Genomic DNA, 12,907 nt, shown 5'->3' on the forward strand with positions numbered 1-12,907 from the left:
GTTAATGAAGCATGCGACGGAAAAGGCTGAGGAAAAAGGAAGCAAAGAAAGTCAGTGCGGAGGTTAAAGAAACTGCAGGTGTAGATGTTGAGGGAAATATGGATGAAGTTGATTTTGGCAATATTAAGGTAATTTTAGTTGACAACGAGCCTCTGCTGATTAACTACGAGGGAAGATACTACCTCTCAGTCTATGGCGTGATGAGGCTCAGGCCCGAGAAGTACAGGGTCACGGTTGACGAGGGGGCGCTGAAGTTTATTATGAACGGTGCAGATGTGATGAAACCCGGCATCGTTTATGCGGATGAGAGGATAAAGGAAGGAGATTTTGTATTCGTCACCGTTGAGGGCAAAGACAGCCCGATTGCGGTTGGTTTAGCTCTTTGCGATGGAAGTGAAATGATTGGGGAAAAAGGAAAGGCTGTGAAAAACATTCATCATCTGAAGGATAAAATCTGGAAGCAGTTCTTTGGATAAAGTTAAAATTGTCAGAGGTTACTCAATTTATGGCCCTTGGGTTCGTGCTGATAAAGGTCTCACCCGGCAAGGAGAGGAAAGTTTACGATACTCTTGCATCCCTTGAGGAAGTTGAGGAACTCTATCCCCTCTTCGGAGAATACGACCTGATCGCCAAGGTTGTTGTGAGAAACTTCGAGGAGCTTAGCGATGTTGTTGTCAACAAGATAAGGGCAATCGATGGTGTGATCGAGACTAAAACGCTGACAGGGGCGAAGTTCTGATGCTGAAGGGTCTCAGAATTATTGCGGAAAACAAGATAGGAGTGCTGAGAGATCTGACGACGATAATAGCGGAGGAAGGAGGAAACATCACCTTCGCCCAGACCTTTCTGATAAAACACGGGGAGCATGAGGGAAAAGCTCTGATATACTTTGAGATTGAAGGGGGAGACTTCCAGAAAATCCTTGAAAGGGTTAAAGCATTTGATTATATAACAGAAGTTGAGGAAGAAGAGCCCTTTGAGAGGGTCTTCGGGAAGAGGGTGATAATTCTGGGCGGTGGAGCTTTAGTTTCGCAGGTTGCCATTGGCGCGATAAGCGAGGCAGACAGGCACAATTTGAGGGGAGAGAGGATAAGCGTTGACACCATGCCCGTTGTGGGTGAAGAGGAGATTGCCGAGGCTGTTAAGGCCGTCTCAAGGCTTCACAGGGCGGAGGTTCTTGTGCTTGCGGGAGGTATAATGGGAGGGAAGATAACGGAGGAGGTAAAGAAGCTGAGGAAGAGCGGTATAAGGGTTATCTCGCTCAGCATGTTTGGCAGCGTGCCCGATGTTGCTGATGTCGTGATAAGCGATCCTGTCATGGCTGGAACTCTTGCCGTGATGCATGTCAGCGAGAAGGCAAAGTTCGACATTGACAGGGTGAGGGGAAGAAGGATTTAGTTCGGAAAAAGTTTATCAAATGACCAATTAATTTGACTTCGTGAGGTTTGGTACTGCTGTAACAGCCCTGCTCGCGCTCAACATTCTGGCCTTGATGCTATCTCTAGGAGTTGGTAGCGGAGGCTACGGATATCTTTTTCAGGTTATTTCCGGAAATGCTGATGATACTGCTATGAAAATCGTTCTCGACTACAGGCTGCCGAGATACCTGATGGCGATAATCGCAGGGGCCTCGCTTTCAGCGTCAGGCTGTGCCATGCAGGCTTTGTTCAGAAATCCTCTTGCCGAACCATACGTTCTCGGCGTGGCGAGCGGGGCGAGTGTAGGTGCTGCATTGTCAGTAGCTCTCTCCATGGAGACTATTTATTCGAGAATCGGACTTGCCTTCTTCTCCGCCCTCCTTACTGCTTATGTTGTTTATCTGATAGGTTCATCATCCAAGTTTCGCGACCAGACGTATGCGATCCTTCTGGCTGGAGTTGCCATAGCGAGCTTCTTTTCCGGCCTGACCTCCGTTCTGATTTACTTCTCAGCTCAGAGCATGCACAAGGTTGTTTTCTGGTTGATGGGAAGCTTCTCAAACCCCTTCATCGAGGAAGTTCTGTTCGCATTGCCCATAACCATCGCTGGGCTTGCTTACCTTCTTTTTACCTCCTGGAACCTCAACGCTCTGCTGCTGGGTGATGAGCATGCTGCGGCTGTGGGCATAAACGTTGAGAGGTTCAGGAAGTCTTTGATAGCCGTTGTGGCCCTCCTAACATCAACAACTGTGGCAATCAGCGGTGTGATAGGCTTTGTGGGGATAATTGTCCCACACACGATGAGGATTCTGGTTGGGGAGGAGCATCAGAAGTTGCTCCCATCCACGATACTCCTCTCCACAGCGTTCATGCCGGTCATAGATGTGGTGGCGAGGATTTCAACGAGCGGGGAGTTGCCGGTTGGAGCGATAACGGCAATGCTCGGTGGGCCATTCTTCCTTTACCTGCTGATGAGGAGGTCGGTATGAGGCTTGTGGTTAAAGGGATAACGGTAACTCTCGGAAGCAGGGATGTGCTGAAGGATGTCACCTTCGAGGTTGAAGAAGGGGAACTGCTGGCTCTGCTTGGCCCGAATGGAAGCGGTAAGACAACGATGCTTAGAACGATATTCGGAATGCTGAAACCTCTGAGAGGAGTGGTTTTGCTCGACGGCAAAGAAATCGGAAATGCCGAAGAGGCTGCAAGAAAGCTCGGTTTTCTTCCTCAGGACACGCCGTTAACGAACCTCAGGGTTATTGATATCGTCATGCTCGGCAGAACTCCATACTTGAGCGGGCTGAAGAGGCCGGGGGATGAGGACTATAGAGCAGCTATGGAGGCGTTGAGAGAGGTCGGGATGGAGGACATGGCCGACAGAATTTTCTCGGAGCTGAGCGGTGGGGAGAGGCAGAAAGTTATGCTTGCGAGGGTATTTGCACAGCAGCCAGAGGTCATGCTCCTCGACGAGCCCACAGCGCACCTCGACATTGCCGCGCAGATTGAGATTATGGAGATTATACAAAACAAAGTTGAAGAGGGGAGGGCAGCATTAGTTGCTATTCACGACATAAACCTCGCATCCTCATTCGCCACCCGCATTTTGATGGTTAAGGATGGAAAGGTCGCTTATGCTGGCAGGCCGGAGGATGTCATAAACGAGGAGAGTATAAGGAACGTTTTTGGGGCTGATGTGGTTGTCAGAAGGTATGGAAGGGGTGTCTACATTGCTCCAAAGCCGAAAGTTCCAAATGGTTTGAAAAGAGTTCACGTCATCTGCGGTGGGGGGAGTGGTAGGGAGATTCTCCACATGCTCAGGGATGCTGGCTACAAAGTCTCAGCAGGTGTTGTCAACGTCCTGGATTCTGACTGGGAGGTTGCTGCTGAGCTCGGTGAAGTTGTTGACGAGGCTCCTTTCTCTCCGATAAGCGATTCATCCCACAGGAAAAACATTGAGACTATCGAGAATAGCGATGCTGTTGTTCTCGCAAACCTCAGCTTTGGAAGAGGGAATTTCAAAAATTTGCAGGCGGCGATGTATGCCGCGAACCTCAACAAGCTGGTTGTGATGGATAAAACCCCCTTCAAAGAAAGGAACTTCGTGGGGAAGGAAGCCGAGGAACTTTACAGGGAAATTCTGGAAAGAGCCGTGGTTGTGAAAAGGGAAGAGGAGGTTCTGGATGCAGTACGAAAACTACTGGGTTGATGACAATACTTTGGTTGTTTCAGGAGACTTTTTCGGTGTAAGCACAGGCCTGCTGGGAGGGTGGGGGAGAGTCAAGTATGCCTTCAACCATACCGTTTCAGACGAGTTTTACTCAATGGAGCCTGCTGAATACCTCAGGAAGGTCGCGAGATCCTATGGCTTGAGGTCGTATTTTGGCCTGCTAACCTCCGTGCCGATGGACAAGCTGAGCGTGAGAAGCTGGGGAGAGGTGACGGTATTTACCACAGCAGGTGTGCTGAACCCCAACGAGAAAGTGGGGACGATAAATACCATAGCGATTTTTGAATGCAGGATGAGCAGGGCAGCAATGCTCAACGCAATCATAACCGCAACTGAAGCAAAGGCTAAAGCCCTGCTCGAATCTGGACACAACTTCACCGGCACGAACACCGATGCCGTTATTGTGCTCTGCACTCAGAAAGGCAAATACCACCGATACTCCGGTCCTGCGAGTGAAGTAGGGCGGAAGCTGTGGAAATGTGTCGGAGAAGCTGTTAAAGAGAGTCTGGCAAAGTGGTAGGCGGTATGGTAGCAAATCAAATACGTTTTACATTACATCAAATAATCTGGAAAACTTTATAAACTGAAATTCGGATTGCTGGAGTATGAGGAAAGTTGTTTTGATTTCCTTCCTGCTGGTCATGGTTACTGCAACAGCTAACGCCACCACGTTTCACGGAGATGAGCAGAGAACGGGGAATTTCAGTGTAAGCAGCGAAATTTTGCCGATTCTGGCATGGAAGAAGGAACTGACAGGACTGGTAGGTGCTTCACCCGTTTACAGTGACGGACATATCTTCGTCACCAACTGGTACGGGTGGGGAAGCTGGAGTCCCGGTTTATACTCGCTGAATGCTGACACTGGAGAGGTGGAGTGGAGGAACGACAGGATTACTGGAGCTTCAAGTGTGGCAGTTTATGGGGATACGGTTATTGTTGGAAACATCTCAGGACATCTCCACTATGTAAACGCCACCACCGGGGCAATAGAGAAATCAGTTCTGCTCGAATCCTCTCCATCGTGGTGGGGAATTGCATCTTCGCCTTTAATCTACAACGGCTCGGTCTATGTCACAACATTCTCCAACGGAACGCTTTGGAGTCTGGATCTCAGCGGAAATGTTCGGTGGAGGTTCACCACTGGAGGAGAGATTGCCCACTACACCTCACCCACTGCCTACAACGGTCTTATCTTCTTTGCTGGCAACGAGAGTGGAAGTAACGCGCTGTTTGCTGTTGATGAGACCGGAAATCTGGTGTGGAGGTTCCCCGTTGAGGGGAAGATAACAAACACTCCATCCGTGGGTTATGGCAAAGTCTTCGTTGCTACCGACGAAAAGCTCTATGCCGTCAATTTAGACGGTAGCGAAGCTTGGAGCGTGAACTTCAACGGAACCATGTCAACTGCAGCTATTGCCTACGATAAAATCTATGTGGGCTCCTCTGAGGGCAAGCTCTACTGTTTCAATGCAACTACTGGGGAGAAGCTGTGGGAGTTCACCGCTAACGGAAAAATAGATTCTTCACCTGCAGTAGCCGGCAACGTCGTTTACTTCGCAACCAACACACCTCAGGGAACGATTTATGCGGTTAACGCCGATACTGGCAAACTTTTGTGGTATTACAGGCTCATTCCACCCTCAGGAAGCTATTACAACATCATGTCCTCCCCCTTTATAGCCAACGACAGGCTGTATATTGGGGCAGACAGCGGCTTTGTATACTGCTTTAACGTTTCAGGCAGCTTGGCGTATGACGTTTCTTTAATTCCCGGCAAGTTTGATGTTGAAGTAAATGGAAAAACTTACAGTGTAAACAGGGCAACAGCAATGGGTGCACTTTATGCTGCCCAGCAACATGCGGAGGTCTTCTTTGAGATAACTCTGGACGATAGCCGGTATGATGAACAAACGGGAACGGGTCTCTTCATATCCTCTATAATGGGCCTTGAAACTAGACAGGTTAACGGAAATTCAATAAACTGGTCAATATGGAACGAGAGCAAGGAATTGATTTCCGTTACTGCCGACGCTTACCGGATTTCGGGATGTGAAACCATTTACTACTGCTACGGTGATGGGAGCAGCCTCGACACCTGTTCAGTGCTTCTCATGATAAACTCGGAGGTAAAGCCGGTAGGTATCTCATCTCTGACGGTCTCGGATGGAAGGAGGGGAGGAAATGCAACAGCATGGGTAAACGTCACCTCTGCCGAAAACGGGTGGTATGTCGTGGTCGTGAGTGGTGTAAATGGCGAGGGTGAAGCGATAGCAGGAATTTCAACCTTCCACCTCAACGCTGGAGATGAGTTGAGAGTTCCGGTGCTGGTTCATATTCCGCAGCTCGCCGATACTGGAAGATATAACCTCTACGCAGGAGTTTACAGGTTTAGCGATTATCCCGGGAATCTCATCCACATCTATGGCCCTGAAACCTGTGAGGTGAGCTGATGCTTCGCGGCGTATTTGCAGTTCTTACTTTAATTTTCCTGCTTCCCTTGGCATCAGCCTTAACCCTCTCGGTCAGCGGGGAATGTGTTGGGGAGAAAGTCACTGTGACTACAGACGAGAAAGCAGTGGTAATCTTTAGAATGAACTTTGGAACTCCGATTTTTTCCGAATCTTCGCCATCCTCTCCTGCATACTTCAAGCCGAGAGTTGAGGGAGAGCTTCTCATAACTGCCATTGCTGATGATGAAGAGGTTAGCAAAACCATCCAGATCAAAACATGCAGCAGTGGTGGAGGAGGTGGCGGTGGAGGGAGCAATCAGCAATATCTTCCCTACGGAACCTTCGAAGTTCTCGGCAGAGAGGTGGAGTGGAGAACAGCATACGGAGCGCTGAAGAAGGCTGGCGATATACTGCACTTCACAGTCACTCCCGAACTCACGGACTGGGGGATTTTCGTCAAATGTGTGAAGGATTTGTGCAAAGGTGATATTGGCGATACTTCGGGCTGGATGTACTGGGTCAACTATCCAGATGAACCTATGCCAGGAGTTGCAGCAACCGATTACAGAGTAAGTCCCGGAGACAGGATAGTCTGGTACTTTTCCCGCAGCATGAGCGACACTCCCGAAAATTCGCCTTACAAAATATACATAAGCATAAGAGATGATTACAAAATCTCCGTTAGCATGGTCTGGCCGTCGAAAGTTCCGCCTGTTGCCGACTTCACGTTCTCTCCGAGCAATCCAACTGCTGGAGAAGAGATTGTGTTCAACGCGTCCAAATCGGTCGATGATGGACAGATAACCGACTACATCTGGAACTTCGGAGACGGAAAAAGCGGAAGGGGTATGACTGTAACCCACACTTACACATCTCCGGGCACATATGAGGTCTCTCTCACAGTCTTCGACAATGACGGGCTGTCTGATACCGTTACAAAGACTGTAAACGTCAGTGAGGCTGGGATTAAGCTGAACTCCACAGAGCAGGTTATACCAATCCATCCCGGGGAGACCAAGGTAATACCATCCGAAGAGATTGTGGCGAACCTTTCTATCACCGCTTTAACCTTTCAATCGGAAAAACCTGCGGAGGTTGTCATTTCCAAGTGTAATATACCTCCAGGGGTGGTTTACGGAACTTTTTACAGGTGGTTCGAGATTACAGCAAATGATTCGGTAAGGGCAAAGATAGATTTCAGAGTCCCGAAGGGTATTGCAGAGGGCAAAGAAGTAGTCCTGATGAAGTACAACGGGAGCTGGTTTGAGCTTCCAGCTGAGAAAACGGGAGAGGACGAGAATTACCTGTACTTCTCCGCCGAGATTAATTCATTCAGCGTTTTTGCCATCACCATCAAGTGGGACGACTTCCCTCTCAATGCGACGGATGAGAGAATACAGAGAGCCCTTGAATGGCTCAAAACCATTCAAAATGGGGATGGGGGATTTGCAAATCCGGGGGAGAACAGCAGCATTTCCGCTACGGCATGGGCAATCATGGCCATAGTTGCTGCAGGTGAAGACCCTCACGGGTGGGTTAAGGACGGTAAAAGCCCAATTGACTTCATAAAGGAGAGGCTGAGAGATGAGATGGACACGATGGGGGCTGAAGATTACGCGAGAATTATACTGGCTCTGGTTTACGCAGGTGAAAATCCTAAGAACTTTGCGGGTGTTGATCTCGTTAGCAGGCTGAAGTCCTACGTAAAAGAGAACGGCCAGATCGGTGACTTCACGTACAAGACCATCTGGGGGATTATCGCCTTGGCATCTGTAGGTGAAAATGTGTCCATGTCGGCGGAATGGTTAAAATCGCACCAAAATGCTGACGGGGGATTTTCGTGGAGCGTGGGGGAGGAGAGTGACTTTGACGACACTGCCGCTGCGATACAGGCATTGATAGCTGCCGGAGAACCAAAAGACTCGGCTGTAATCAAAAAAGCACTGGATTACCTCAAAACAGGCCAGAACGATGATGGGGGAATGAGGTACTTTGGAAATTCAGCAAGCAATGCTGGCAGCGATTCCTGGACCATACAGGCCCTCGTTGCAGCGGGCATAACTCCCACTGAATGGATGAGAAACAATACGAGTGTTGTCGACCACCTCCTAAGCCTACAGGCAGAAGAGGGATACTTCAAGTATACAAAGTTTCAGACTTCCAATCCGGGCTACATGACAGTTTCCGCCATCATGGCACTGCTCGGAAAGCCGCATCCCATCAAGGTGAACGCCTCTCTCGCTACAGTTAGCGTTACTCCATCTGCAACTGCAACCACAACCGTTACAGCAAGCACAACTGTTACAGCAACTACCTCCATAGCAAACGTAACGACTGTAACCGAAAGCACAACCACTCCGGGATTTTCCACGATCGCAGTTATTGTAGCATTAGCTTTAACTGCAGCTCTTTTAAGAGGGAGAGTATGAAGAAGCTTGTTATATTTCTTTTAATCGCTATCCTTCTACCCCTCTGCGCATCCAAGACTGCAGAGGAAGAAGTATCATTTAATATGACAGAAATCTTCAACGCTACACCCATCGACGACACCGGCTACAATATTTCAGAAGGGAATCCCCAGAGAATAGTCTCTCTCGCTCCCAGCAACACGGAGATACTCTTTGCAATAGGTGTGGGAGACAGGGTTGTGGGAGTGACGGATTACTGCAATTACCCTCCAGAAGTCGTCGAGAAGAGGGAGAGAGGGGAGCTTGTAAGTATTGGCGGTTACACCACAATAAACATAGAGAAGATAGTTTCCCTTAACCCGGACCTCGTCGTGGCATCCTATGGAAACGGTATTGAGAATATAGAAACCCTCAGAAGGATGGGGTTGAATGTTATAGCCTTTGACCCAAAAACGGTTGAAGAGGTGATGAGAGACATTGTCCTGATTGGAATAGCAACCGGAGAAAAGGAGAATGCCACGAAGCTTGTTAACTGGATGGTTGAGAAGATTGAAGGAGTCAGGGAGAAGGTGAGGGATAAAGCGAGGGTGAGTGTTGCTCACATCCTGTGGTACGATCCGATATGGGTTAGCGGCAAAAATACGTTCATTGATGAGGTCATAAGGCTTGCAGGAGGTGAAAATGTCTTTAAATTTGAGGGATGGAGAACTGTGAGCGTTGAAGATTTGATTGCAGCAAATCCTGACGTGATACTGGTCAGCAGCGGATCCGGGATGGGTGGAGGCAGAGATGTGGTTTACGAATGGATCATGAGTGACGAAAGACTGAGCGGAATTAAGGCTGTTAAAGGGGGCAGGGTTTACGTTGTCGATGCGGACATCATAAGCCGTCCGTCATACAGGCTTGCTGAGGCCGTCGAAATAGTTGCCGAGTATTTGCATCCTGAGGTTGGGTCAAAATCGAAAATTGGCGAGTAACCGAATGTGTATCCTCTTTTTCAACCACCTTTTTCATATTTTGCTGATTGCAAAGCAGGAGAGTAGCTACGAGGTCGTTTAAGGATAATACAAAAAATGTTAATCTAAACTAAAAATATCCTCCAACAGATACTTTCATACCACTCTTTTCGAGGAAAGCAGCGAATTCGGTGGCAATCTTCCTAGCGTTCTCGACCATTTCTGTCGTTTCCAGGATGTATTCTCTACCCAGCAGCCTGTATTTGTCTCTCGCTAAGGAATGGTATGGCAGGACATCAACCCTTTCGACTCCAACACTCTCCAGCACTCCCAAATATCCCTCAAAATCCTCATGTTCAAAGTTGTAACCGGGAATCACGGGGATTCTGACTATAACCTCCGCTCCACTGTCAACAAGCTTCCTGAGGTTCAAAAGGATGGTCTCATTTCCAGCTCCACACGTTCTTCTGTGCCTGTCATCTCTGTAATCCTTCAAATCGTAAAGGAAGAAATCAACAAAAGGCAAGGTTCTCTCAATAACCTCCCATCTCGCATAACCGGAGGTGTCAACTGCCGTGTTTATCCTCCTGCTCTTACAGGCTCTCAGCAGTGCAAGGAGAAACTCAGGCTGAAAGTAAGGCTCACCACCTGAAAACGTCACTCCCCCACCGGAGTTTTCGTAGAACACTCTGTCCTTTTCAACAATAGCGATAACTTCCTCAACCGAAACGTCCTTTCCAAAAATCTCCAGAGCCCTACCGCTACACACCTCGACGCATTTACCACATCTGTCGCACATCTCTCTGTTTATTTCTATCCCTTTCTCTGCTGCAACAATTGCACCTTTATCGCAGACTTCAGCGCATTTATAGCATGACAGACATTTCTCAGCTTTATATCCGACCTCTGGCTCGAAACTCTGCGACTCTGGATTATGGCACCAAACGCAATGGAGGGGGCACCCTTTCAGAAATACTGTCGTCCTTATTCCGTAACCGTCGTGGATCGAGAACCTCTGTATCCTGAATATTCTGCCCTTCATAGCTTGCATGAAACCCTGCGAATTATCTCATCCTGCACGGGTTTTGAGAGTTCCACAAAGTAAGCACTCCACCCGGCAACTCTCACAAGGAGCCATCTGTACTTTTCTGGCTCTTCCTGAGCCTTTTTCAGAACGTCTGCCTTTAAAATGTTGAACTGAGCGTGCATGCAGCCCAAATCCAACGCACTTTTGATCAGGGCTTTTATGATCTCGACACCTTTTGACCCAAGCACATCTTCGCTCAGATTCAAGGTCAGTGATGCTCCGTTAGGTATCTTTGCGTAGTTTATCTTTGAAGCGGACTTGATTACACCAGTAGTACCCTCCCTGTCCATCCCGGTTGATGGGCTGACACCCGGATTTAGGGGCTCACCACTTCTTCTACCAGATGGCAGTGCTGAGGTAAGGAACCCGAATCCGACATTTGTGGTCATGGGATAGCAGCCAGCAGCAAAATATCCTCCCCTGAAGTTTCTATGCCTGTTGACTTCATCGCAGTAGAATTCAAGAACCATCCTTGTGTATTTGTCCGCCCTATCATCATCGTTGCCATACTTCGGGCTCTCAATCAGGATTCTGTGGAGCTCTTCATTGTCAACAAAGTTTGTCTTGCATGCTTCAATTATCTCATCCATCGTGTATCCTGCCTCTAAAGCTCTTTCAATAGCTGCAAGTGAATCCCCAACGTCAGCAACACCAACAGCCTGTATTCCTGTGAAGTTGTATCTCGCACCACCCCTTGTCACATCTCTGCCCTCTTCAAAGCAGTCTTCAATGCAGAGCGACAAAAGCGGTGTTGGTTTGATTTCAGCATTTGCATATCCGAGAATATTGCATCCTTTTACAACGAGCTTTATTATGTGTGCAAGCTGCTTTCTGAAGTTTTCAATCAGTTCTTCCAGCGTTTTTGGCTTTTCCGTCTTTACACCAAATTCATGACCAAACTGAACGTCTTTTCCTTCGTTCATTGCGTATTCCAGAGCTTTGGCAACATTTATCAGGGCAGCATCGCTGGAGGTGAAGCTGTTACCAAAAGGTGCAATTTCTACACAGCCGACAGTGGTGTAATTCCAAGCATCCTCGTCTCTCACACCCATAGCCCTTAGAGCTTCAACCGCAACCTCGTCATTAAACAAAGCTATGGCATTACAGCCTGAAGCTATAACTTCGGCTAGTTTAACCAGAAAATCCTCAGGAGTTCCTTTGCTCACTCTCACATGGACGTTCGGCTGCCTAAGCCTTAGCCTGTTCGTAACTTCAAGCATGAGATACGTCAGCTCATTCGTAGCGTCTCTTCCGTAGATGTCGCATCCTCCAATTGTTAGAGCCTGATTTGTTGTCTGACCGCTGAAGAACTGTTCAAGCAGTGAGTCAAATGGGGGAACTATCTCGTTTGTCTTAATCCACAGATTCGCGAGAATTTCAAACGCTTTATGCTTGTCAATTCTACCCTCCTTCAAGTCTCTGTAGTAGTAGGGATAGAGATACTGGTCAATTCTTCCCATCGAAATGGCTTGCTCGTAATTCTCCTGATGAAGAGCGGATTGAACAAGCCATAGAAACTGAACAGCTTCCCAGAAGCTCTCTGGCTTCTCTGCTGGAACTTTTCTGCAGATTTCTGCGATTTTCAAGAGCTCATCTTTCCTCGTTTCATTCTCAGTCTCTTCTGCAATCCTCTCTGCGAGTTCAGCGTATCTCAGACCGTAATTTATTATTGCCTCAGAAACTATTCTTGCTGCATGATAAAATACATACTCCTCTCCCTCATAAACGCCGTTCTCCTCAAGCTCTTTAATCCTCCTTTCACTCTCCTCCAGAAACCATCTGAAACCTCTTCTCATCAGATATGGATAATTTATTGCTACATGAGATATTCCAGCAAGCTCGGTCAGAACGAAGACCGAGCCAGTGTAAAGAACGCTCATGATATCGGGCATTAATGGAAACGAAAAGGCCTCAATAGTTCTTTTCTGCCAGTAAGGAGCTATTTCTTCTCTGAGAACTCCTGCATCTTCTTCGTCAACAAGCAACCTGTTTGTCTCTCTTTTGGGCAAGGTGTCAAGCTCATTTATCAATCTGAGACCCACACCCTCTGGAAAAAGAATTGCTCCCGGAGGATTGGGGAGCATGGTTCCAACAATTAATTCGTCGTCAAGTATCTGAATAGGTATGTTCTCAAGAATATTCTTCAGGGCTTTTGCCTGCCTTAATATCATTGGTTCTCCTTCACTATTCCTCATTGAATCTGTATACAGCTTTGCCCTCTCGATACTGAGTCTTGGAGGTTTTGCCAGATTTCTAACAAGAGTTTCAATCCTGTCCATGAAAATGGTTTTAATGATAAATTATTAAAACTATCGCCTGTACGAGTTTAGAAAGTTTCATTCTGTCTTATTAAAAATCTTAGAA

Annotated in this window: 11 protein-coding genes; 9 read left to right on the forward strand and 2 right to left on the reverse strand. The window is 47.8% G+C overall.

Going from position 1 to position 12,907, the window contains the following annotated elements:
- Positions 1 to 11 precede the first annotated feature (11 nt).
- From H0Z19_RS04415 to H0Z19_RS04455, 9 genes are all read left to right on the forward strand, one after another.
- Positions 12 to 476 (forward strand): PUA domain-containing protein, encoded by a 465-nt coding sequence (locus tag H0Z19_RS04415; protein ID WP_290724216.1) that lies wholly within the window; start codon positions 12 to 14, stop codon positions 474 to 476.
- 29 nt (positions 477 to 505) lie between these two features.
- Entirely contained in the window at positions 506 to 739 is a 234-nt protein-coding gene (locus H0Z19_RS04420; protein WP_290724217.1) for an Lrp/AsnC ligand binding domain-containing protein, read from the forward strand.
- Positions 739 to 1,398 carry a DUF5612 domain-containing protein gene (locus tag H0Z19_RS04425; protein ID WP_290724220.1) on the forward strand — a complete coding sequence of 220 codons (660 nt, stop codon included), beginning with the start codon at positions 739 to 741 and terminating at the stop codon, positions 1,396 to 1,398. Before H0Z19_RS04420 ends, H0Z19_RS04425 begins: the two co-directional genes overlap by 1 nt.
- Positions 1,399 to 1,438: 40 nt before the next feature.
- On the forward strand, positions 1,439 to 2,407 hold the full coding sequence (locus H0Z19_RS04430) for an iron chelate uptake ABC transporter family permease subunit (RefSeq protein ID WP_290724222.1): 969 nt from the start codon (positions 1,439 to 1,441) through the stop codon (positions 2,405 to 2,407).
- Positions 2,404 to 3,621, forward strand: coding sequence for an ABC transporter ATP-binding protein (locus H0Z19_RS04435; RefSeq protein WP_290724223.1), 1,218 nt, complete (start codon positions 2,404 to 2,406; stop codon positions 3,619 to 3,621). The genes H0Z19_RS04430 and H0Z19_RS04435 overlap by 4 nt, the downstream gene beginning before the upstream one ends.
- Complete coding sequence (locus tag H0Z19_RS04440; RefSeq protein WP_290724225.1) at positions 3,596 to 4,162, forward strand: adenosylcobinamide amidohydrolase; 567 nt, start codon at positions 3,596 to 3,598, stop codon at positions 4,160 to 4,162. Before H0Z19_RS04435 ends, H0Z19_RS04440 begins: the two co-directional genes overlap by 26 nt.
- A gap of 85 nt (positions 4,163 to 4,247) precedes the next feature.
- On the forward strand, positions 4,248 to 6,092 hold the full coding sequence (locus H0Z19_RS04445; protein ID WP_290724227.1) for a PQQ-binding-like beta-propeller repeat protein: 1,845 nt from the start codon (positions 4,248 to 4,250) through the stop codon (positions 6,090 to 6,092).
- Positions 6,092 to 8,521, forward strand: coding sequence for a PKD domain-containing protein (locus H0Z19_RS04450; RefSeq protein ID WP_290724228.1), 2,430 nt, complete (start codon positions 6,092 to 6,094; stop codon positions 8,519 to 8,521). The genes H0Z19_RS04445 and H0Z19_RS04450 overlap by 1 nt, the downstream gene beginning before the upstream one ends.
- Complete coding sequence (locus H0Z19_RS04455; protein WP_290724230.1) at positions 8,518 to 9,477, forward strand: ABC transporter substrate-binding protein; 960 nt, start codon at positions 8,518 to 8,520, stop codon at positions 9,475 to 9,477. Before H0Z19_RS04450 ends, H0Z19_RS04455 begins: the two co-directional genes overlap by 4 nt.
- Before the next feature lie 109 nt (positions 9,478 to 9,586).
- On the opposite strand, the gene H0Z19_RS04460 is transcribed toward H0Z19_RS04455, so the two are convergent.
- Both H0Z19_RS04460 and H0Z19_RS04465 read right to left on the reverse strand, forming a co-directional pair.
- Complete coding sequence (locus tag H0Z19_RS04460) at positions 9,587 to 10,498, reverse strand: glycyl-radical enzyme activating protein (protein ID WP_290724232.1); 912 nt, start codon at positions 10,496 to 10,498, stop codon at positions 9,587 to 9,589.
- On the reverse strand, positions 10,495 to 12,822 hold the full coding sequence (locus H0Z19_RS04465; RefSeq protein ID WP_290724234.1) for a formate C-acetyltransferase/glycerol dehydratase family glycyl radical enzyme: 2,328 nt from the start codon (positions 12,820 to 12,822) through the stop codon (positions 10,495 to 10,497). Before H0Z19_RS04465 ends, H0Z19_RS04460 begins: the two co-directional genes overlap by 4 nt.
- Between the last annotated feature and the right edge of the window lie 85 nt (positions 12,823 to 12,907).

It is taken from the genome of Archaeoglobus sp., assembly GCF_017656475.1.
GTDB lineage: Archaea > Halobacteriota > Archaeoglobi > Archaeoglobales > Archaeoglobaceae > Archaeoglobus.

Bases quoted from the DNA above. Each gene is read 5' to 3' on its own strand.
- H0Z19_RS04455 (WP_290724230.1), top strand. From the start codon at position 8,518: ATGAAGAAGCTTGTTATATTTCTTTTAATCGCTATCCTTCTACCCCTC.
- H0Z19_RS04435 (WP_290724223.1), top strand. From the start codon at position 2,404: ATGAGGCTTGTGGTTAAAGGGATAACGGTAACTCTCGGAAGCAGGGAT.
- H0Z19_RS04460 (WP_290724232.1), bottom strand. From the start codon at position 10,498: ATGAAGGGCAGAATATTCAGGATACAGAGGTTCTCGATCCACGACGGT.
- H0Z19_RS04445 (WP_290724227.1), top strand. From the start codon at position 4,248: ATGAGGAAAGTTGTTTTGATTTCCTTCCTGCTGGTCATGGTTACTGCA.
- H0Z19_RS04450 (WP_290724228.1), top strand. From the start codon at position 6,092: ATGCTTCGCGGCGTATTTGCAGTTCTTACTTTAATTTTCCTGCTTCCC.
- H0Z19_RS04465 (WP_290724234.1), bottom strand. From the start codon at position 12,822: ATGGACAGGATTGAAACTCTTGTTAGAAATCTGGCAAAACCTCCAAGA.
- H0Z19_RS04415 (WP_290724216.1), top strand. From the start codon at position 12: ATGCGACGGAAAAGGCTGAGGAAAAAGGAAGCAAAGAAAGTCAGTGCG.
- H0Z19_RS04425 (WP_290724220.1), top strand. From the start codon at position 739: ATGCTGAAGGGTCTCAGAATTATTGCGGAAAACAAGATAGGAGTGCTG.
- H0Z19_RS04440 (WP_290724225.1), top strand. From the start codon at position 3,596: ATGCAGTACGAAAACTACTGGGTTGATGACAATACTTTGGTTGTTTCA.
- H0Z19_RS04420 (WP_290724217.1), top strand. From the start codon at position 506: ATGGCCCTTGGGTTCGTGCTGATAAAGGTCTCACCCGGCAAGGAGAGG.